Raw genomic sequence first — 20,635 nt, forward strand, 5'->3', positions numbered from 1 at the left:
CGTTATAAGTCAGGGCACTTTTTTCGCAACAAGCCGTCTATGCAGACCATGAGCCTCAACCAGACACCCGACTCCGCCACCGTGTTCCAGCTCAAGGGCAGCATGCTCGCCATCACTGTGCTGGAACTGGCGCGCAACGACCTCGAAGCCCTCGACCGCCAACTGGCGGCGAAAGTGGCGCAGGCCCCCAATTTCTTCAGCAACACACCGCTGGTGCTGGCCCTGGACAAACTGCCGCCGGACGAAGGCGCCATCGACCTGCCCGGGCTGATGCGCATCTGCCGTCACCATGGCCTGCGCACCCTGGCGATCCGCGCCAGCCGGATCGAGGACATCGCCGCGGCGATCGCCATCGACCTGCCGGTCCTGCCGCCCTCCGGCGCCCGCGAACGCCCGCTGGAACCTGAGCCGGAAGTGAAGAAAGTCGAGCCCGCTCCGGCACCCGCTGTGGCCGCCGAACCCGAGGTTCGCCCGACCCGCATCATCACCAGCCCTGTACGTGGCGGCCAGCAGATCTATGCTCAGGGCGGCGACTTGATCGTGACCGCCTCGGTGAGCCCGGGTGCGGAACTTCTCGCCGATGGCAATATCCATGTGTACGGCGCCATGCGTGGCCGCGCACTGGCTGGTATCAAGGGCAACACCCGAGCCAGGATCTTCTGTCAGCAGATGACGGCCGAAATGGTCTCCATCGCCGGTCAGTACAAGGTCTGCGAAGACCTGCGCCGCGACCCGCTGTGGGGTTCGGGCGTGCAGGTGAGCCTGGTCGGCGACGTGTTGAACATCACCCGTCTTTAACGGATACTGCCGCCATTTTAAGAGCAACTTTTCCACCGTTGCCTTTTTTGCATTTGCTGGGACTTCGGGTCCCGTTTATTTAGGGGTGAAACACCTTGGCCAAGATTCTCGTGGTTACTTCCGGCAAGGGGGGGGTGGGCAAGACCACCACCAGCGCCGCCATCGGTACCGGCCTCGCATTGCGCGGCCACAAGACTGTGATCGTCGACTTCGACGTCGGCCTGCGTAACCTCGACCTGATCATGGGCTGCGAACGCCGCGTGGTGTACGACTTCGTCAACGTGGTCAACGGCGAAGCCAACCTGCAACAGGCCCTGATCAAGGACAAGCGCCTTGAGAACCTGTTCGTGCTGGCCGCCAGCCAGACCCGCGACAAGGACGCCCTGACGCAAGAAGGCGTCGAAAAGGTCCTGATGGAGCTCAAGGAGCAGTTCGACTACGTCATCTGCGACTCCCCGGCCGGTATCGAGAAAGGCGCGCACCTGGCGATGTACTTCGCCGACGAAGCCATCGTCGTGACCAACCCGGAAGTCTCCTCGGTACGTGACTCCGACCGCATGCTGGGCATTCTGTCGAGCAAGTCGCGCCGCTCCGAGAACGGCGAGGAGCCGATCAAGGAACACCTGCTGATCACCCGCTACCACCCCGAGCGCGTGGAAAAGGGCGAAATGCTCAGCATCGCCGACGTCGAAGAGATCCTCGCGATCAAGCTCAAGGGCGTGATTCCCGAGTCGCAAGCGGTCCTCAAGGCATCCAACCAGGGTATCCCGGTCATCCTCGACGACCAGAGCGACGCCGGCCAGGCCTACAGCGATACCGTCGACCGCCTGCTGGGTAAAGAGAAGCCTCTGCGCTTCATCGAAGTGCCGAAGCAAGGATTCTTCGCGCGCCTGTTTGGAGGCAAATAAACCATGAACCTTTTTGACTTCTTTCGTGGCAGACAGAAACAGACCAGTGCGTCGGTAGCGAAAGAGCGTCTACAGATCATCGTGGCGCATGAGCGCGGCCAGCGCAGCGAACCGGACTACCTGCCGGCGCTGCAGAAAGAACTGCTCGAAGTGATCCGCAAGTATGTGAACATCGGCAACGATGACGTGCATATCGAGCTGGAAAACCAGGGCAGCTGCTCGATTCTGGAACTGAACATCACCTTGCCGGATCGCTGATAGAAACCCCTGTCACACCGCGATCCCCTGTGGGAGCGGGCTTGCCCGCGAAAAGGCCGGTACTGGCGCCATCACTCTGGCACTTGTACCGGCCTTCTTCGCGGGCAAGCCCGCTCCCACAGTGCTTTACAGAGAACCGTTGAACATGCCGCTGTCGAACATCCAGATCCTCTTCGAAGACGCCGCCATCCTGGTGATCAACAAACCGACCCTGCTGCTGTCGGTGCCAGGCCGTGCCGAGGACAACAAGGATTGCCTGATCACCCGCCTGCAGGAAAACGGCTACCCCGACGCGCTGATCGTCCATCGCCTGGACTGGGAAACCTCCGGGATCATTCTCCTGGCCCGCGATGCCGACAGTCACCGCGAGCTGTCGCGCCAGTTCCACGACCGCGAGACGGAGAAAGCCTATACCGCACTGTGCTGGGGCCAGCCGACGCTCGACAGTGGCAGTATCGACTTGCCGCTGCGCTACGACCCGCCCACCAAGCCACGCCATGTGGTCGACCATGAGCAGGGCAAGCATGCCCTGACCTTCTGGCGCGTACTGGAACGCAGTGGCGATCATTGCAGGGTTGAACTGACGCCCATCACCGGACGCTCGCACCAGTTGCGCGTACACATGCTGTCGATCGGGCACCCGCTGCTGGGCGACCGGCTGTATGCCAACCCCGAGGCATTGGCGGCCCATGAACGGCTGTGCCTGCATGCATCGATGCTGAGCTTTACTCACCCGGTGTCTGGGCAGCGGTTGAAGTTCGAGTGCCCGGCGCCGTTCTAGATTTTTGTGGCTGCACCGGCCCTTTCGCGGGTAAACCCGCTCCCACAGGGGTCACCTCCAGCCCTGTAGGAGCGGGCTTGCCCGCGAAGAGGCCCGCACAAATTCCGGACCATTTACGCTAAACTCGCGCCACTGCTGTCTGGAGTGAGCTATGCGCGAAGCACTGAATACCGGCCTGATCGATTTCCTCAAGGCCTCCCCGACGCCCTTCCACGCCACCGCCAGCCTGGCCAAGCGCCTCGAAGCCGCCGGTTACCAGCGTCTGGACGAGCGTGACAGCTGGGCCACCGTGCCCGGCGGGCGCTACTACGTCACCCGTAACGACTCTTCGATCATCGCCATTCGCCTGGGCAAGCATTCGCCCTTGATTGGCGGCATCCGTATGGTCGGCGCACACACCGACAGCCCGTGCCTGCGGGTCAAGCCACAGCCCGAACTGCAGCGCCAGGGTTTCCTGCAACTGGGCGTCGAAGTCTATGGCGGTGCCCTGCTCGCCCCTTGGTTCGACCGCGACCTGTCGCTGGCCGGACGCGTCACCTTCCGCCGCGATGGCAAGGTCGAAAGCCAACTGGTCGATTTCAAGCTGCCGATCGCCATCATTCCCAACCTGGCCATCCACCTCAACCGTACCGCCAACGAGGGCTGGCCGATCAACCCGCAGAACGAGCTGCCGCCTATCCTGGCCCAGGTCGCCGGCGACGAGCGTGTCGACTTCCGAGCCCTGCTCACCGAGCAACTGGCCCGCGAGCACGGCCTGATCGCCGACGTGGTGCTGGACTATGAGCTGAGTTTCTACGACACCCAGAGCGCTGCGGTCATCGGCCTGCATGGCGACTTCATCGCCGGTGCGCGCCTGGACAACCTGCTGTCGTGCTATGCCGGGCTGCAGGCGCTACTGGCCGCCGAGAGCGACGAAACCTGCGTGCTGGTATGCACCGATCACGAAGAGGTCGGCTCCTGCTCGGCGTGCGGCGCCGACGGACCGATGCTCGAGCAGACCCTGCAACGTCTGCTGCCCGATGGCGACGAATACGTGCGCACCATCCAGCGCTCGTTGCTGGTGTCGGCCGACAACGCCCACGGCGTGCACCCCAACTACGCCGACAAGCATGACGGCAATCATGGGCCCAAGCTCAACTCCGGCCCGGTGATCAAGGTCAACAACAACCAGCGCTACGCCACCAACAGCGAAACCGCCGGCTATTTCCGCCACCTGTGCATGGCCGAGGAAGTGCCTGTACAAAGCTTCGTGGTGCGCAGCGACATGGGCTGCGGCTCGACCATCGGTCCGATCACCGCCAGCCACCTGGGCGTGCGTACCGTCGACATCGGCCTGCCGACCTTCGCCATGCACTCGATCCGCGAGCTGTGCGGCAGCCAGGACCTGGCGCACCTGGTGAAGGTGCTGACGGCGTTCTATCGCAGTCGCGAACTGCCTTGATATCAGCTAGGCCTTTTCGCGGATAAACCCGCTCCTACAGGTGCATCAACGCTCCAGCAGGAGTGGGCTTACCCGCGAATTCTCCGCCACTCAACGCGCTATGCTTCAAGCATGCCCCCGACAACAGAAGGATTCTGTTCATGTCACCCTTCCTCTCCCTGTTCGTGCCGGTGTTCCTTTTCCTGATGTTGCTGACCATCGGTTTCAGCCTGCGCGAGCGCAATGCCGGCGTGCTGATGATGTGGATCGGCACCCTCGGCATCTTTGGCATCATGTGCTGGAAGATCCTCGAGAAACTCGCCTGAGAAATCCTCTACACTCCGGCAATCGATCGACCTGAGGTAGATTTTCCGGTGCCCGCCTTTCTCCGTTGCCTGACCCTGCTGCTCCTCCTGTTCATCGCCCCGGTGCAAGCCGCTGGCCTGCCCGGCTTGCTGGGTAGCAGCACGCCTGCCCAACCCCAGGCCACCGAGCCGCTGGACAAGTCACTGGACGAAGTGATCAAGAGCCTGGAAAACGACCAGCAACGAGCCAAGTTGCTGGCCGACCTGAAGAAACTGCGCGATGCCAGCAAACAGTCGCAACCCACGGTGGAACAGGGCGTACTGGGGCTGATCGGCAACGCCATGCACGACCTGGAAAAGCAGTTCAGCGGCGATGCCAGCCCCTTCGTGCGCTGGTCGCAGGAAATCGACCAGGCCCAGAGCGAACTGGCAGCATTGGTCGTTCCGGTGCACCAGTGGCCAGCGATCCTGTTCGGCTTCGCAGCGGTCATTGCCGTGTGGAGCCTGCTGGCCTACGCCTTCAACTGGATCGGCCATCGGGTACGGATCCGCTTCGGGCTGACCGAGGAGCTGCCCCAACACCCACGGACCTGGGACCTGGTGCGATTCGCCCTGCGCAAGCTCGGGCCCTGGCTGGTGGCGCTGGTATTCACCGTGTACCTGAGCTTCGCCCTGCCACCGTCGCTGGGCAAATCCCTGGCCATGGTCCTGGCCTATGCGCTGGTGGTCGGCACCTGTTTTTCGGCGATCTGCGTGATCGCCTTCTCTCTGCTCGACGGCCCGCATCGCCACCGTGCCCTGCATATCCTGCGACACCAGGCGTTTCGTCCGTTATGGCTGATCGGCAGCTTCGCCGCCTTCGGTGAAGCGATGAGCGATCCACGCCTGACCACTGCGCTGGGCACGCACCTGGCCCATGCGATAGCGACCGTGACCAACGTGCTGGCGGCCCTGTGCACAGGCTTGTTCATCCTGCGCTTCAGGCGGCCGATTGCGCACCTGATCCGCAATCAGCCCCTGTCGCGGCGCCTGACCCGGCGCACACTCAGCGACACCATCGAGCTGCTTGGCAGTTTCTGGTTCGTCCCGGCCTTGATCCTCGTGGCGATCTCGCTGTTCGCCACCTTCGTCTCTGCCGGCGACACCAGCACCGCCCTGCGTCAGTCACTGATGTGCACCGTACTGGTGGTGGTGTGCATGGTGCTCAACGGCCTGGTGCGCCGCCACGCCGCCAAACCCCGGCGCGCCAACAAACGTCAGGCGGTGTATACCGAACGCCTGAAGAACTTTGGCTACGCCTTGGTCCACCTGTGCATCTGGTTGCTGTTCATCGAGCTGGGCCTGCGCGTGTGGGGGCTTTCGATGATCGGTTTTGCCGAGGGCGAAGGCCATGATGTCAGCGTGCGCCTGCTGGGCCTGGCAGGCACCCTGATCGCCGCCTGGCTGGTGTGGATCCTGGCCGACACCGCCGTGCACCACGCACTGGTGCGTTCGCGCCGAGGCCTGGCCAACGCCCGTGCGCAGACCATGATGCCGCTGATCCGCAACGTACTGTTCGTGGCGATCTTCATCATCGCGGTGATCGTCGCCCTGGCCAACATGGGCATGAACGTCACACCGCTGCTGGCCGGTGCCGGTGTCATCGGCCTGGCCATCGGCTTCGGTGCGCAATCGCTGGTGGCCGATCTGATCACCGGGTTGTTCATCATCATCGAGGACAGCCTGGCCATCGACGACTATGTCGACGTCGGCGGCCACCTGGGCACGGTCGAGGGCCTGACCATTCGCACCGTGCGCCTGCGCGACATCGACGGCATCGTCCACACCATCCCGTTCAGCGAGATCAAGAGCATCAAGAACTACTCGCGCGAGTTTGGCTATGCGATCTTCCGAGTCGCCATACCGCACAACATGAGCATCGACAAGGCGATCAGCCTGATTCGCGAGGTGGGCCAGAAGCTGCGCAATGATCCGCTGATGCGCCGCAACATCTGGTCGCCGCTGGAACTGCAGGGAGTCGAGAGTTTCGAGTCGGGCTCGGCGATCCTGCGGGCACGCTTCAAGACCGCGCCGATCAAGCAGTGGGAGGTGTCACGGGCCTTCAACCTGGCGTTGAAGCGCCAGCTCGACGAAGCCGGGCTGGACCTGGCTACGCCGCGGTTGTCGGTGCAGGTGGTGACGGCTGGGGGTGGGGCGATGGCTGAGTCTGGCTCCGCCGGTTAGTGCCCTTTCGCGGACGAACCCGCGAAAGCTCTCCGCTACCCCGCCTGCGCCTGGATACGAATCGCATCGTGCCGCCAATACTCCAGGTCGCAGTCGATCAGGTGCCCATGCTGGTCACTGTTGACCCGGGTGATGTGCAACCCCGGGCTCCCTGCCGACACCCTAAGCGCCATGGCCGCCGCCACCGGCAACGCAGTCGGCAGGATCTCGAAACACACCTGCCCGTAGCGGATGCCATATTCGCGGGCATAGATCTCGGTCAGCGACTGTGCCAGGTCCAGCGCCAGGATCCCCGGAAAATAGCGTGGGTTGAGGTAGTGCTCGGCATACAACACGCCGCGTCCATCGATGCGCCGCAAACGGCAGATCTGTATCACGCTCGATAACGCCGGGAGCCGCAGGCGCGCACAGATCGCCGCCGACGCCGGCAGCAAGCGCGCCGCCAGCAGCTCAGTGCTCGGCACCCGTCCCTGGTCGCGCACCATCGCATGGAAGTGGCTGCGCTCGATCAGGTCGTAGGTCAGGCGTTCGGGGGCGACGAACCAGCCGCGCCGCTCTTCGCGGTAGATCAGGCCCTGGGCCTCGAGCTGCACCAGTGCCTCACGCAAGGTGATGCGGGTGGTGTCGAATACCTCGCTCAGCTTGCGTTCGGCCGGCAGCTTGCCGCCCGGCATCAGCAGGCCATGTTCGATCTGTTCCTGCAGCGCATGGCAGATGGCTGTTACCGCCCGCGGTGGGGTCGATTGCATCAAAGGTTACCTATCTGGACTAGTCCAGCCCCATAACAGGGCAACTGGAGAATAGAGCAAGCCTAGGCACGGCTGATGAAGATCCTGTGACAAAGCCCTTGCACCACGATTGCCAGAATCGGGCCAAGCCCCGCGAATAAAGGGCCGGGTTCTGGTCTACGCTTTGCTTTCAGGGCCCAAGCCTCACCGCTGGCGGGCCTGTCCTACATCAAACTGTCATGCAACAGGCCTACCTTGGCTCAAGGTTTGCTGACCTAGACCAATGGTTCTCGGCAAGGTCTGCACCACAGCATTCACAACAGCGTTCATAACAACGATTGCAAGGCACCCACCAAAGGAGCTTCGGATGAAAAAGTTCTTCATGGCGTCACTGCTGGGCTCGGCCATCGCCCTGTGCACCACGGCCATGGCCGCCGATACCGACCTCAAGGCCCTGGAAGACGCCGCCCGCAAGGAAGGCACGGTGAACAGCGTGGGCATGCCGGATGCCTGGGCCAACTGGAAAGGCACCTGGGATGACCTGGCCAAGAAGTACGGCCTCAAGCACAGCGACACCGACATGAGCTCGGCCCAGGAAATCGCCAAGTTCGACGCTGAAAAAGACAACGCCAGTGCCGACATCGGTGACGTCGGTGCCGCCTTCGGTCCGATCGCCGTGACCAAGGGCGTGACCCAGGCTTACAAGCCGAGCACCTGGAACCAGGTGCCGGAGTGGGCCAAGGACAAGGACGGTCACTGGGCGCTGGCCTATACCGGCACCATCGCCTTCATCATCAACAAGGACCTGGTCAAGGAAGACCAACGCCCGAAAACCTGGCACGACCTGGAAAAAGGCAAGTACAAGGTCGCCATCGGTGACGTCGGCACCGCAGCCCAGGCCGCCAACGGCGTACTGGCTGCCGCCATCGCCTACAAGGGCGACGAAAGCAATATCGAGCCGGGCCTGCAACTGTTCACCAAGCTGGCCCAGCAGAAGCGCCTGTCGCTGGCCAACCCGACCATCCAGACCCTCGAGAAAGGTGAAGTGGAAGTCGGCGTGGTCTGGGATTTCAACGGCCTGAGCTACCGCGAACAGATTGATCCGAAGCGTTTCGAAGTGCTGATCCCGTCCGATGGCTCGGTGATTTCCGGCTACACCACCATCATCAACAAATACGCCAAGCACCCGAACGCCGCCAAGCTTGCCCGCGAATACATCTTCAGCGACGCCGGCCAGACCAACCTGGCCATCGGCCACGCCCGCCCGATCCGCGCCGAGCACCTGAAGCTGCCAGCCGATGTCCAGGCCAAGCTGCTGCCCAACGAGCAGTACCAGGCCGCCCAGCCGATCAAGAACGCCGACGCCTGGGAGAAGACCTCCAAGGCCCTGCCGCAGAAGTGGCAGGAGCAGGTGATCATCGAGATGGAGTGACAGCGGGGTTTTCCAGCGCCTGACCCGGCCCTTTCACGGGTAAACCCGCTCCCACAGGTGCAGCACAAGCTTCCGGGCCTGCGCGATACCTGTGGGAGCGGGTTTACCCGCGAAAAGGACGACGCGGTACCGACCCATTCCTCTGCGGAGCCAACATGCAACACAACGTCATCCTGGTCCTGCTCGACGGCCTCAACCACCAGGTCGCACACCACGCCATGGGCCATCTGCATGCCTACGTCGAGGCCGACCGCGCCGCGCTGTACCGCGTGGAATGCGAACTGCCGTCACTGTCACGCCCGCTGTACGAGTGCATTCTCACCGGCGTCGCGCCGATCGACAGCGGTATCGTGCACAACAACGTCAATCGCCTGTCCAATCAGCGCAGCGTCTTCCACTACGCCCGCGAAGCCGGGCTGGGCACTGCAGCTGCGGCCTATCACTGGATGAGCGAACTGTACAACCGCTCGCCCTTCGATCCGATCCGCGACCGCCATACCCACGCGCCCAAGCTGCCGATCCAGCACGGGCTGTTCTACTACGCCGATCACTACCCCGATTCGCACCTGCTGGCCGACGCCGAGTACCTGCGCCGCCGCCATGCCCCGAACTTCCTGCTGGTGCACCCGATGAACATCGACGATGCCGGCCACCGCCACGGTCTGGACAGCAGCCAGTACCGCAACGCCGCACGCAGCGCCGACATCCTGCTGGCCGACTACCTGCCACTGTGGCTCGAAGAGGGCTATCAGGTACTGGTCACCGCCGACCACGGCATGAACAACGACCGCTCGCACAATGGCCTGCTGGCCGAGGAACGCGAGGTGCCGCTGTTCGTCTTCGGCGACGCCTTCAGCCTCGACCCGGCCGCCAAGCCCCTGCAGACCGAGCTGTGCGGCACGATCTGCGAACTGCTCAGCGCGGCCCACGACAAACCGGTCTGCCGGGAGTTGCTCAAGTGAATTCCAGCCACCGCGGCCGCCACCTGGCCCTGCTCTGTCTGCTGCCCTTCGCCATCTTCTTCATCATCTTCCAGATCGCCCCGCTGGTATGGGTCGCCATCGCCAGCCTGCAAAGTGAAAGTGGCTGGGGCCTGGACAACTTCAGCAAGATCTTCGCCTCGAAGTTCTACCTGCAGGCCATCGAACGCAGCCTCGAGATCAGCTTCTGGTCGAGCCTGTTCGGCATCCTCATCGCCACCCTCGGCGCCTACTCGTTGCGCCAGGTCGATTCGCGCCTGCGCGACTTCGTCAGCGCCTTCGCCAACATGACCAGCAACTTCGCCGGCGTTCCGCTAGCCTTCGCCTTCATCATCCTGCTGGGCTTCAACGGCGCACTCACCCTGGCGCTCAAGGAGATCGGCCTGCTCGGCGACTTCAGCATCTACTCCAAGACCGGCCTGATCATCGTCTACACCTACTTCCAGATTCCGCTGGGCGTGTTGCTGCTCTACCCGGCCTTCGACGCCCTGCGCGAGGACTGGCGCGAATCCGCCGCGTTGCTCGGTGCCAGCCACTGGCAGTTCTGGCGGCACATCGGCCTGCCGGTGCTGACCCCGGCACTGCTGGGCACCTTCGTCATCCTGCTGGCCAACGCCCTGGGCGCCTACGCCACGGTCTATGCCCTGACCACCGGCAACTTCAACGTGCTGCCAATTCGTATCGCCGCCCTGGTGGCCGGCGACATCACCCTCGACCCGAACCTGGGAAGCGCGCTGGCCATGGTGCTGGTGGGGCTGATGACCCTGGTGACGGTGGTCCATCAATGGCTGCTGAAAAGGAGCTACCATGCGCGCTGAATCACACAAGGGCGGCTGGTACCACCGCGCCGTGGTGTACCTGCTGTTCCTGATCCTGCTGTTGCCCCTGGCCGGCACCCTGCTCTACTCATTGGCTACCAGTTGGTCGGCGAGCCTGCTGCCCAGCGGCCTGACCCTCAAGTGGTACGTGCAACTGTGGAGCGAGCCGCGATTTCTCGCCGCCTTCGGCCAGTCGTTGATCGTCTGCGTGGGAGCGTTGGTACTGTCGGTGGTGCTGATCCTGCCGCTGCTGTTCGTGGTGCATTACCACTTCCCCAAGCTCGACGCGCTGATGAACATTCTCATCCTGCTGCCCTTCGCGGTGCCGCCGGTGGTGTCTTCGGTGGGGCTGCTGCAGTTGTACGGCAGCGGGCCGATGGCCATGGTCGGGACGCCGTGGATCCTGATCGGCTGCTATTTCACCATCGCCCTACCCTTCATGTACCGGGCGATCACCAACAACCTGCAGGCGATCAACCTGCGCGACCTGATGGACGCCGCGCAACTGCTCGGCGCCAGCACCTGGCAAGCCGCCCTTCTGGTGGTGCTGCCCAATCTGCGCAAGGGCCTGATGGTGGCGTTGCTGCTGTCGTTTTCCTTCCTGTTCGGCGAATTCGTGTTCGCCAACCTGCTGGTCGGCACCCGCTACGAAACCCTGCAGGTCTACCTGAACAACATGCGCAACAGCAGCGGCCACTTCAACAGCGCGCTGGTGATCTCCTATTTCGCCTTCGTGCTGGTACTGACCTGGGTCGCCAACCGCCTGAACAAGGATAAATCCTGATGAGCTTCGTCAGTGTCCAGAAACTTCAAAAGAGCTACGCCGGCAGCCCGGTCTTCGAGAACATCGACTGCAACATCGAACGCGGCGAGTTCGTCACCCTGCTCGGCCCGTCGGGGTGCGGCAAGTCCACCCTGCTGCGCTGCATCGCCGGCCTGACACCTGTCGACAGCGGCCGCATCCTGCTCGACGGCCAGGACATCGTGCCACTCAGCCCGCAGAAGCGCGGGATCGGCATGGTCTTCCAGAGCTACGCGCTGTTCCCCAACATGACCGTTGAACAGAACGTCGCCTTTGGCCTGCGCATGCAGAAGGTCAAGGCCGAGGAGAGCCAGGCGCGTGTGCACGAGGCCTTGGAGCTGGTGGAGCTGGGCAGTTTTGCCGGACGCTATCCGCACCAGCTGTCGGGCGGTCAGTGCCAGCGCGTGGCGCTGGCCCGTTCGCTGGTCACCCGCCCGCGCCTGCTGCTGCTCGACGAGCCGCTGTCGGCGCTGGATGCGCGTATCCGCAAACACCTGCGCGAGCAGATCCGCGCGATCCAGCGCGAGCTGGGGCTGACCACCATCTTCGTCACCCACGATCAGGAAGAGGCGCTGACCATGTCGGACCGCATCGTCCTGATGAACCAGGGGCGCATCGTCCAGAGCGGCGACGCCGAAACCCTCTACACCGCACCTGTCGACCTGTTCGCCGCCGGTTTCATCGGCAACTACAACCTGCTCGACGCCGACAGCGCCAGCCGCCTGCTGCAGCGCCCGGTCAGCGCACGCCTGGCGATCCGTCCCGAGTCCATCAGCCTGGGCCTGGACGGTGAACTGGACGGCCAGATCCGCAGTCACAGCCTGCTCGGCAACGTGATCCGTTACCGTGTCGAGTCGCGCGGCGTGGAGGTGGTGGTGGACGTGCTCAATCGCTCGTCTGCCGATCTGTATGCCGACGGGCAGCGCGTGTCGCTGTCGATCGACCCCACCGCGCTACGGGAAGTGGCTTAAGGAGATTCAAGCAATGGCACTGGCGATTTTCGATCTGGACGAAACCCTGATCCACGGTGACTGCGCGTCGCTGTGGAGCGAACAGATGGCCCGGCTGGGCTGGGTGGACGGCAAGGAATTCCTGCGTCGCGACCATGAACTGATGGAGGCGTACGGCAAGGGCCACCTGCAGATGGAGGACTACATGGCCTTCAGCCTGGAGCCCATCGCCGGGCGCACGCTGGAAGAGGTCGAGCACCTGGTCGAGCCCTGGGTGGAGGATGTGATCGAGCCGATCATCTATGGCGATGCCTGTCGCTGCATCGCCGAACACCGCAACAAGGGCGATCGCATCCTGATCATCTCCGCCTCCGGCACGCATCTTGTCGGGCCGATCGCCGCACGCCTGGGGGTCGACGAATACCTGGCCATCGAGTTGGAGGCGATCAACGGCGTGTACACCGGCAAGACCCACGGCGTGCTGACCTACCGCGAGGGCAAGATCACTCGCTTGCTGGAGTGGCTGGACCAGGAGCAGGAGAACCTGGAGGGCGCGAGCTTCTATTCCGACTCACGGAACGACCTGCCGCTGTTACTGAAGGTGGACCATCCGAATGCGGTGAATCCAGACCCGGTGCTGCGCGAGCATGCCCAGACCAATGGCTGGCCTGTGTTGAGCTGGTCCTGAGATCCATTGCCCCTGTTCCGGCCTCTTCACCCGTGAAGAGGCCGGGTCTGCTTACGCCAGGTCAGGGTCGATCACCATCACCAGCTTGCCGGACACCTGGTTGCTCTCAAGCTCCGCATACGCCGCCTGGGCGAATTCGACTGGATAGGTATCGACCAACTGTGGCGACAGCCGCCCTTCGGCGAACAGCGGCCACACCTGCTGCTGCAGGTCGCGCAGCAACTCGGCCTTGAAGCCATCATCACGATTGCGCAGGGTGGAACCGGTGATCTCCAGGCGCTTGCCCAGCACCAGCGCCAGGTCCACTTCGAACTTGCGCCCGCCCATCAGGCCGATGATCACCCAGCGGCCGTCGCGGGCCAGCAGCTCCAGGTTGAGCGGGCCATAGCTCGCGCCTACCGGGTCGAGGATCACATCGAACGGCCCGAACCCCTTGAGCGCGTCGAGGTTCTCGTTACGCACCACACCTCCTGCGGCACCCAGTGCCTTGCAGTAGTCCAGGCGCTCCTGGGAGCCGACGCTGACCCATACCGGGCAACCAAACGCCTTGCCCAACTGGATGGCCGCAGAGCCCACACCACTGGCACCGGCGTGCACCAGTACCTTCTCACCCGCCTTGGCCGCCCCGAGCTGGAAGATATTCAGCCAGGCCGTGGCGTACACCTCAGGCAGCGCGGCCGCCTCGTGCAGGCTCAGGCCCTCGGGCACCGGCAGCACATGGCGGGCATCCACGACCACTTCTTCGGCCATGGCGCCACTGGCCAGCAGCGCACAGACCCGATCGCCCACGCGCCAATCTGCCCCCGCACCCACCTCCTCGATCACCCCGGCGCACTCCAGCCCCATGTAAGGGCTGGCACCGGGTGGCGGCGGGTACAAACCCTTCATCTGCAACAGGTCGGCGCGGTTCAACCCGGCCGCAGCCACTCGAATGCGTACCTGCCCCGCGTCACAAACCGGACGTTCGGCTTCGACCCAGGCTACATGTCCGTCAACGCCTTGCAATGCCTTCACAGTGCCTCCATAGTTGAGTCATGACTGAGCCCGGGATCGCCATGTCCCGGGTTTTTTGCAGTATTCAGCCGGTTTCATGGAACCGGCGTACGGAAAAGACGGCCTACTATGCGTGATCAATTGCCCCCACGTCGAATCAGCATGAAGCATTTCCTCCCCAGCACCGCCCTCGCCCTCATGGTCGGCCTCGGCAGCCTCACGCTCGGTGGCAATGCGGCCGCCGCCAACAAATGGGACAGCCTGCAGCCGGACCGCGACGAGATCGTCGCCAGCCTCAACGTGGTGGAGCTGCTCAAGCGCCATCACTACAGCAAGCCTCCGCTGGACGATGCCCGCTCGGTCATCATCTATGACAGCTACATCAAACTGCTCGATCCATCACGCAGCTATTTCATGGCCAGTGACATCGCCGAATTCGACAAGTGGAAGACGCAGTTCGACGACTTCCTCAAGAGCGGCAACCTCGACCCTGGCTTCACCATCTACAAGCGCTACCTGGACCGCGTGAAATCGCGCCTGGACTTCGCCCTGGCCGAACTGAACAAGGGCGTCGACAAGATCGACTTCACCGTCAAGGAAGACCTGCTGGTCGACCGCAAGGACGCTCCGTGGCTGAAGAACGAGGCCGAGCTCGACGACCTGTGGCGCAAGCGCGTCAAGGATGAAGTGCTGCGCCAGAAACTGGCCGGCAAGGATCCCAAGCAGATCCAGGAAACGCTCACCAAGCGCTACAAGAACCAGTTGGCGCGCCTGGACCAGACCCGTGCCGAAGACATCTTCCAGGCCTACATCAACACCTTCGCCCAGTCCTACGATCCGCACACCAACTACCTGTCGCCAGACAACGCCGAAAACTTCGACATCAACATGAGCCTGTCGCTCGAAGGCATCGGCGCGGTGCTGCAGAGCGACAACGACCAGGTCAAGATCGTGCGCCTGGTACCGGCCGGCCCTGCCGCCAAGACCAAGCAGGTCGCCCCTGCCGACAAGATCATCGGTGTTGCCCAGGGCAACAAGGAAATGGTCGACGTAGTCGGCTGGCGCCTGGACGAAGTGGTCAAGCTGATCCGTGGCCCGAAAGGCTCGGTGGTGCGTCTTGAAATCATCCCGGCCAGCAACGCACCGAACGACCAGACCACCAAGATCGTTTCGATCACCCGCGAGGCGGTCAAGCTCGAGGAGCAGGCGGCGAAGAAGTCGGTGCTCAAGCTCAAGCAGGACGGTCGTGACTACAAGCTCGGTATCATCGAGATCCCGGCCTTCTACCTCGACTTCAAGGCCTACCGTGCTGGCGATCCGGACTACAAGAGCACCACGCGCGACGTGAAGAAACTGCTCACCGAACTGCAGAAGGAGAAGGTCGACGGCGTGGTCATCGACCTGCGCAACAACGGCGGCGGCTCGCTGCAGGAAGCCACCGAACTGACCAGCCTGTTCATCGAGAAAGGCCCGACCGTGCTGGTACGCAACAGCGACGGCCGCGTCGACGTACTCGAGGACGAGAACCCCGGCGCCTTCTACAAGGGCCCGCTGGCACTGCTGGTCAACCGCCTCTCGGCCTCGGCTTCGGAGATCTTCGCCGGCGCCATGCAGGACTACCACCGCGCGCTGATCATCGGTGGCCAGACCTTCGGCAAGGGCACCGTGCAGACCATCCAGCCGCTGAACCATGGCGAGCTGAAACTCACCCTGGCCAAGTTCTACCGTGTCTCCGGCCAGAGCACCCAGCACCAGGGCGTACTGCCGGACATCGACTACCCGTCGATCATCGACACCAAGGAAATCGGCGAGAGCGCCCTGCCCGAAGCCATGCCATGGGACACCATCCGCCCGGTGGTCAAGCCGGCAGCCGATCCGTTCAAGCCATTCCTGGCCCAGCTCAAGGCGCAGCATGAAGCCCGTAGCGTCAAGGATGCCGAGTTCACCTACATCCGCGACCGCCTGGCGCTGACCCAGCGCCTGATGAACGAGAAGACCGTCAGCCTCAACGAGCAGGATCGCCGTACCCGTCACGACGAGATCGAGGCCAAGCAACTGGCGCTGGAGAACACCCGACGCAAGGCCAAGGGCGAAGAGCCGCTCAAGGAACTGAAGAAGGTCGATGAAGATGCCCTGCCCGAGGAGAAGGACGACGCCAAGCCAGAAGATGATGCCTACCTGGCCGAAACCGGTCGCATCCTGCTCGACTACCTGCGCCTGAGCTCGCAAGTGGCGAAGAAGTAAGCGACTTGACCAGGTGATGGCAGATTAATGTGAGCTGTCATCAAACAGTCATCGCACTGTCGTGAAATAGAAGGGCCGGACGCCAAAACGTCCGGCCTTTTCATTTTCAGGAAGCAGTCCATGACCGTCACCGAACAGCTCAGTGCCTTGAGCGCCATCCTGGCTCAACGCAGCATTCACAGCCTGTTCCAACCGATCATCTGCCTTTCCGAGCGGCGCATCCTCGGCTATGAGGCGCTCAGCCGCGGACCGTCCAACAGCCCTCTGCATTCGCCCCTGAACCTGTTCGCCATCGCCCGCCAGGCGGGGCGCCTGAGCGAGCTGGAAGTGCTGTGCCGGGAGAACGCATGCCGACGCTTCAGCGAGCTGGGGCTCGAAGGCAAGCTGTTCCTCAATGTCTCGCCCGAGTCGCTGCTGGAGCCACACTACCCTTCCGGGCGTACCCTGAAGATGCTCGAGCAGGTCGGTCTGCAACCCAGCCGTGTGGTGATCGAGCTGACCGAGCAAACCCCCACCGACGACTTCCAGTTGCTGTCCAACGCCTTGCATCACTATCGGGACATGGGCTTTTCCATCGCGCTGGACGACCTGGGGGCCGGTTACTCAAGCTTGCGCCTGTGGTCGGAGCTGCGTCCGAACTACGTGAAGATCGACCGACACTTCATCGACGGCATCCATCAGGATCCGCTCAAACGCGAATTCGTTGGTTCCATCCTGCAGATCGCCCGCGCCTCGAAGGCCCAGGTGATTGCCGAGGGCATCGAGCTGGGCGAAGAGCTGACCGTACTGGCCGACATGGGCGTCGACCTGTTGCAAGGCTACCTGCTCGGCCGCCCTCAGGAATTCCCCCCGCGCGAGGGCCTGAATCTGCTGCCCCCGGCGCACGGCAGCGCACTGATGATCAACGAGGAAGGAAGCGACCTCGCCGCACTGCTGATCGAGCAGCCTGCGGTTGCGCTGGACACCCCGACCCAGCAGGTGCTGGAAGCGTTTCGCCGCCAGGCCAATCTCAACTCCCTGGCCGTGCTCGATGCCCAGGGCCACCCCTGCGGTATCGTCCATCGGCACTCGCTGTCCGACGTTCTGCTCCAGCCGTTCGGCACCGACCTGTTCGCCCGCAAGCCGATCAGCCGACTGATGAACGAAGACTTCCTCGCAGTCGAGCGCAGCCAGTCACTGCAGCAGGTCAGCCGCCTGCTCACCAGCCGCGCACGACAGCGCATCGAGGAAGATTTCATCATCACCCACGGTGGTCGCTACCAGGGCCTGGGGCGGGTGATCGATGTGCTCAAGTTGATCACCGAGCAGAAGATCCAGCAGGCCCGCTACGCCAACCCCCTGACCCTGCTGCCGGGCAACGTGCCGATCCGCCAGTGCCTGACCCGCCTGCTGGAGCAACAGCGTGCGGCGGCGGTGTGCTACGTCGACATCGACAGCTTCAAACCCTTCAACGATATCTATGGCTATGCCCGCGGCGACGAGGTGTTGCTGTGCCTGGCCCAGTGCTTGAACGACAGCGTCGATCCGCGCCGCGACTTCGTCGGGCATATCGGCGGTGATGATTTCATGCTGGTCTTGGGGTCGCTCGATTGGCGCGAGCGGCTGCACCAGCTGATCGATAATTTTCTACGCGAATGTCGACGTTTCTATCGCAGCGAGCACCTGGAGGCCGGGTGCTTCATCGCCCACAACCGCCAAGGGCAGCGGGAGACCTTCCCCTTGCTGTCGCTGTCGATCGGCGTGGTTTTGCTGCGACCGGAATGCTGTGCCAGCCTCGATGCGGCGCAGTTGGCCGATCTCGCCTCACAGGCAAAGCGCCAGGCCAAGGATACAACCGGGCCCAGTCTGAGCCTGATCGATACCGGGGTGTTGTAGCCCTACCCCGCCGTCACTTCTTCGGGGTAAGCGAACTCGAACACCCGCACCACTTCGGACGCATGCCACGACGCCGCCTCCATGCCATCGACCGGCCCGGAAAACCGCCCCAGGCGCTCGACACACTCGAAGAAGCCGGTACGCGGCAGGCGGCTGGCCCCCTGGCTGATCACCAACGAACTGCGCAGCGGCTGCTCGGCGCGCGCGTCGAGCAGCGCCAGATACTCCAGGGCGGCGGTCAGGGTTTGCATGGCGGGGGTGGGCAGCTCCAGGCGCTCGAGCAGCGCCCTGTAGGTGAGCAGATGGCGTTGACGGCGGGCCAGGTCGAGCTCGTCCAGCAGGCGCTGCCATTGCTGACGACTGATCCTGACCTGGCTCATGATGGATCGCTCCAGCCGGCGATTCCCAAGTGCCACGCCAGGCTGCGCTGGATCGCCGCATCAGGCACACGCTCGCCCGACTCGATCATGGCCAGGTACGAGGGGCTGATGCCGACGCTGCGGGCCAGTTGCTCGGGGGCCAGGCCCTTGGCCTGACGCAACTGCGCCAGCTCCCCCAGGGCGGGCAAGCTGGCGCTTTGCTCGATGACTTCGCCACGGTCTTCAGTGACCGCAGCCTGAGGTTCGTCGATATTGGCTGGCGCCTGCCCGGCTGCCGCGAGCAGCGCCTGGTACTGGGCCCAGGGAACAACTGCATACTCGGGCTGACCGTCCCGACTGATGACCTGAATACCCATACAACCCCCTCACTGCATGTAATCCGTCGGCATAATGCTTATGCCAATTATATGACCAAGTGCAGGAGTCTGTGCAGGTCAGGCCAAAATCAAGAGCGAGGACGTTCCAGGCGCAACGCCTCCGGGCTGTCCGGCAGCCGCTCGACCACACGCAGGCGCTCGGGTGACTGGCTGTCGCGCCATGCCTTGAAGCGCGCCAGCTCGTCGCCGACGGTCTTCAGCACCCACCCCAGGACGGCGATGTCATCGAGAAAGCCGACACCGACGATCCAGTCCGGAATGGCATCCAGGGGGCTGACGAAATACAGCAGACCAGCGACGATGGTCACCAGCGCCTTGGGGCTTACAGCACGGTACTCGCCGCGCCACCAGGCCAGACACAGGCCTTGCATCAGGCGCAGGTCGTCACGCAACTGGCCCAGCTTGGGGCCCTTGCGGGCCACGGCGAACAGCAGCGCCGGCAGGCGGCCACGGCTGAGCAGGCGCTCGGCCAGCGGCAGGAAACGGGCAAAATTCCAGGGTGCGCTCATGGTGTCTCCAGCATCAGCCAGGAAGGTTATCCACATTTATTGTGGATAACCTTGTGAACAGGGCAGCGTTTTCAGGCGCTAGGCGCCCACGGGGCAAGGGTCCCGCTCAGATCGGGCGTTTTTTACACAACCGTTTCAGACAGGCAAACGATTTGCGTCAGGCGTGCGGTTGGGTACGCGTCAAGGTACCTCATGCTCAGACAGTGAGACACCCGCGGCGTTCGCGTCAAGCGTGCGGCCCAAATGAAAACGCCCCGTCGAAACGGGGCGTCAGGTATCGCAGTTGCCAGATTACTTGGCCGGCGCTTCGGCAGGCTCGGCGTCCAGCTTGCTCGGGTCCTTGATGGCCAGCAGCTCGAGGTCGAAGACCAGTACCGAGTTCGCCGGGATCAGCGGGCTCGGGCTCTGGGCGCCGTAAGCCAGCTCGGCCGGGATGTACAGTTTGTATTTCTCGCCGACGTGCATCAGTTGCAGGCCTTCGACCCAACCTGGGATCACGCCGCTGACCGGCAGGTCGATCGGGTTGCCGCGCTCGATGGAGCTGTCGAAGACCTTGCCATCGATCAGCTTGCCTTCATAGTGGACGGTAACCACATCGGTCGGCTTGGGCTGCGGGCCGTCGGCCTTCTTCACGACTTCATACTGCAGACCCGAGGCGGTAGTGACCACGCCCGGCTTCTTGGCGTTGTCCTCAAGGAACTTCTTGCCCTTGGCGGCCGCTTCCTCGCTGGCCTTGGCCAGACGCTCCTCGGCGCGTTTCTGCAGGGCGGTGAAGGCTTCAACCAGCTCTTCGTCCTTCAGACGGGCTTCTTTCTTGCCGACCGCATCCTCGATACCCAGGGCCACCGCTTTGGAGTCCAGGTCATCCATGCCTTCTTGCGCCAGGCTCTTGCCCATGTTGAGGCCGATACCGTAGGAGGCCTTCTGTGCTGGGGTCTTCAGCTCGACGCTGCTGGTCTGAGCGTCGCAGCCAGCCAGGACCAGGCCTACCAGGGCAACCGCAGCCGCCAAACGATGCTGTTTCATGCTATTTCCTTGTTCATGCGCCATGAGGGCAATCAGGGTAAAGCCGCGAGCTTATCAGGCGGCCATGACCAATGGCTACCGGCATAGGAGCGGGTTTGTGGCAGGAAGTTCCTGTATGAAGGGATGTTCATCCCACCGTG

General features: G+C 63.2%; 21 protein-coding genes. 15 read left to right on the top strand and 6 right to left on the bottom strand.

Annotated features, from left to right (window positions below; translation table 11 throughout):
- Positions 1-39 precede the first annotated feature (39 nt).
- The 7 genes from minC to ACTYOL_RS20555 all read left to right on the top strand — a co-directional run bounded on the left by minC (position 40) and on the right by ACTYOL_RS20555 (position 6,693).
- Complete coding sequence (minC, locus tag ACTYOL_RS20525; protein ID WP_063545803.1) at positions 40-798, top strand: septum site-determining protein MinC; 759 nt, start codon at positions 40-42, stop codon at positions 796-798.
- Between the two features lie 95 nt (positions 799-893).
- On the top strand, positions 894-1,706 hold the full coding sequence (gene minD, locus ACTYOL_RS20530) for a septum site-determining protein MinD (RefSeq protein WP_054893840.1): 813 nt from the start codon (positions 894-896) through the stop codon (positions 1,704-1,706).
- Between the two features lie 3 nt (positions 1,707-1,709).
- The gene (gene minE, locus ACTYOL_RS20535; RefSeq protein ID WP_003252572.1) at positions 1,710-1,964 is read left to right on the top strand and encodes a cell division topological specificity factor MinE; all 255 of its coding nucleotides are present in this window, start codon (positions 1,710-1,712) and stop codon (positions 1,962-1,964) included.
- A gap of 145 nt (positions 1,965-2,109) precedes the next feature.
- A complete protein-coding gene (locus tag ACTYOL_RS20540; protein ID WP_112898943.1) occupies positions 2,110-2,745 on the top strand; it encodes an RluA family pseudouridine synthase in 636 nt (211 codons plus the stop codon).
- Positions 2,746-2,896: 151 nt separating this feature from the next.
- Complete coding sequence (locus ACTYOL_RS20545; RefSeq protein WP_054895571.1) at positions 2,897-4,186, top strand: M18 family aminopeptidase; 1,290 nt, start codon at positions 2,897-2,899, stop codon at positions 4,184-4,186.
- 140 nt (positions 4,187-4,326) lie between these two features.
- A complete protein-coding gene (locus tag ACTYOL_RS20550) occupies positions 4,327-4,491 on the top strand; it encodes a hypothetical protein (RefSeq protein ID WP_172964816.1) in 165 nt (54 codons plus the stop codon).
- A 48-nt stretch (positions 4,492-4,539) separates the two neighbouring features.
- Positions 4,540-6,693 (top strand): mechanosensitive ion channel family protein, encoded by a 2,154-nt coding sequence (locus tag ACTYOL_RS20555; RefSeq protein WP_444756989.1) that lies wholly within the window; start codon positions 4,540-4,542, stop codon positions 6,691-6,693.
- A 35-nt stretch (positions 6,694-6,728) separates the two neighbouring features.
- On the opposite strand, the gene ACTYOL_RS20560 is transcribed toward ACTYOL_RS20555, so the two are convergent.
- Entirely contained in the window at positions 6,729-7,442 is a 714-nt protein-coding gene (locus tag ACTYOL_RS20560; RefSeq protein ID WP_153772834.1) for a UTRA domain-containing protein, read from the bottom strand.
- A 346-nt stretch (positions 7,443-7,788) separates the two neighbouring features.
- On the opposite strand from ACTYOL_RS20560, the gene ACTYOL_RS20565 reads away from it, so the two are divergent.
- The 6 genes from ACTYOL_RS20565 (at position 7,789) to ACTYOL_RS20590 (ending at position 13,091) form a co-directional block, all read left to right on the top strand.
- The gene (locus ACTYOL_RS20565; RefSeq protein WP_444756990.1) at positions 7,789-8,853 is read left to right on the top strand and encodes an ABC transporter substrate-binding protein; all 1,065 of its coding nucleotides are present in this window, start codon (positions 7,789-7,791) and stop codon (positions 8,851-8,853) included.
- 155 nt (positions 8,854-9,008) lie between these two features.
- A complete protein-coding gene (locus ACTYOL_RS20570) occupies positions 9,009-9,815 on the top strand; it encodes an alkaline phosphatase family protein (protein ID WP_197890712.1) in 807 nt (268 codons plus the stop codon).
- Positions 9,812-10,651: an ABC transporter permease gene (locus ACTYOL_RS20575; protein WP_197890711.1), complete on the top strand. Its 840-nt coding sequence runs from the start codon at positions 9,812-9,814 to the stop codon at positions 10,649-10,651. The genes ACTYOL_RS20570 and ACTYOL_RS20575 overlap by 4 nt, the downstream gene beginning before the upstream one ends.
- Complete coding sequence (locus ACTYOL_RS20580; RefSeq protein ID WP_054895577.1) at positions 10,641-11,435, top strand: ABC transporter permease; 795 nt, start codon at positions 10,641-10,643, stop codon at positions 11,433-11,435. Before ACTYOL_RS20575 ends, ACTYOL_RS20580 begins: the two co-directional genes overlap by 11 nt.
- A complete protein-coding gene (locus ACTYOL_RS20585; protein WP_063545808.1) occupies positions 11,435-12,424 on the top strand; it encodes an ABC transporter ATP-binding protein in 990 nt (329 codons plus the stop codon). Before ACTYOL_RS20580 ends, ACTYOL_RS20585 begins: the two co-directional genes overlap by 1 nt.
- A gap of 13 nt (positions 12,425-12,437) precedes the next feature.
- Entirely contained in the window at positions 12,438-13,091 is a 654-nt protein-coding gene (locus ACTYOL_RS20590; RefSeq protein WP_200602961.1) for an HAD family hydrolase, read from the top strand.
- 51 nt (positions 13,092-13,142) lie between these two features.
- On the opposite strand, the gene ACTYOL_RS20595 is transcribed toward ACTYOL_RS20590, so the two are convergent.
- On the bottom strand, positions 13,143-14,105 hold the full coding sequence (locus tag ACTYOL_RS20595; protein ID WP_153772830.1) for an NAD(P)H-quinone oxidoreductase: 963 nt from the start codon (positions 14,103-14,105) through the stop codon (positions 13,143-13,145).
- A gap of 141 nt (positions 14,106-14,246) precedes the next feature.
- Between ACTYOL_RS20595 and ACTYOL_RS20600 the strand changes: the two genes are divergently transcribed.
- Positions 14,247-16,328, top strand: coding sequence for a carboxy terminal-processing peptidase (locus tag ACTYOL_RS20600; protein ID WP_172964815.1), 2,082 nt, complete (start codon positions 14,247-14,249; stop codon positions 16,326-16,328).
- Between the two features lie 120 nt (positions 16,329-16,448).
- On the top strand, positions 16,449-18,203 hold the full coding sequence (locus ACTYOL_RS20605; protein ID WP_444756991.1) for a bifunctional diguanylate cyclase/phosphodiesterase: 1,755 nt from the start codon (positions 16,449-16,451) through the stop codon (positions 18,201-18,203).
- 2 nt (positions 18,204-18,205) lie between these two features.
- Here ACTYOL_RS20605 and ACTYOL_RS20610 read toward each other — a convergent pair whose 3' ends face one another.
- The 4 genes from ACTYOL_RS20610 to ACTYOL_RS20625 form a co-directional block, all read right to left on the bottom strand.
- Positions 18,206-18,583, bottom strand: a complete 378-nt coding sequence (locus ACTYOL_RS20610) for a hypothetical protein (protein ID WP_054890902.1) — start codon at positions 18,581-18,583, stop codon at positions 18,206-18,208.
- The gene (locus tag ACTYOL_RS20615; protein ID WP_200602963.1) at positions 18,580-18,939 is read right to left on the bottom strand and encodes a helix-turn-helix domain-containing protein; all 360 of its coding nucleotides are present in this window, start codon (positions 18,937-18,939) and stop codon (positions 18,580-18,582) included. The genes ACTYOL_RS20610 and ACTYOL_RS20615 overlap by 4 nt, the downstream gene beginning before the upstream one ends.
- A gap of 89 nt (positions 18,940-19,028) precedes the next feature.
- The gene (locus tag ACTYOL_RS20620) at positions 19,029-19,469 is read right to left on the bottom strand and encodes a YkvA family protein (RefSeq protein WP_200602964.1); all 441 of its coding nucleotides are present in this window, start codon (positions 19,467-19,469) and stop codon (positions 19,029-19,031) included.
- A 291-nt stretch (positions 19,470-19,760) separates the two neighbouring features.
- Positions 19,761-20,495 (bottom strand): FKBP-type peptidyl-prolyl cis-trans isomerase, encoded by a 735-nt coding sequence (locus tag ACTYOL_RS20625; protein ID WP_054890905.1) that lies wholly within the window; start codon positions 20,493-20,495, stop codon positions 19,761-19,763.
- Positions 20,496-20,635 lie beyond the last annotated feature (140 nt).

Source organism: Pseudomonas sp. A014 (genome assembly GCF_052378495.1).
In the GTDB taxonomy this organism is placed as follows: Bacteria; Pseudomonadota; Gammaproteobacteria; order Pseudomonadales; family Pseudomonadaceae; genus Aquipseudomonas; species Aquipseudomonas machongensis.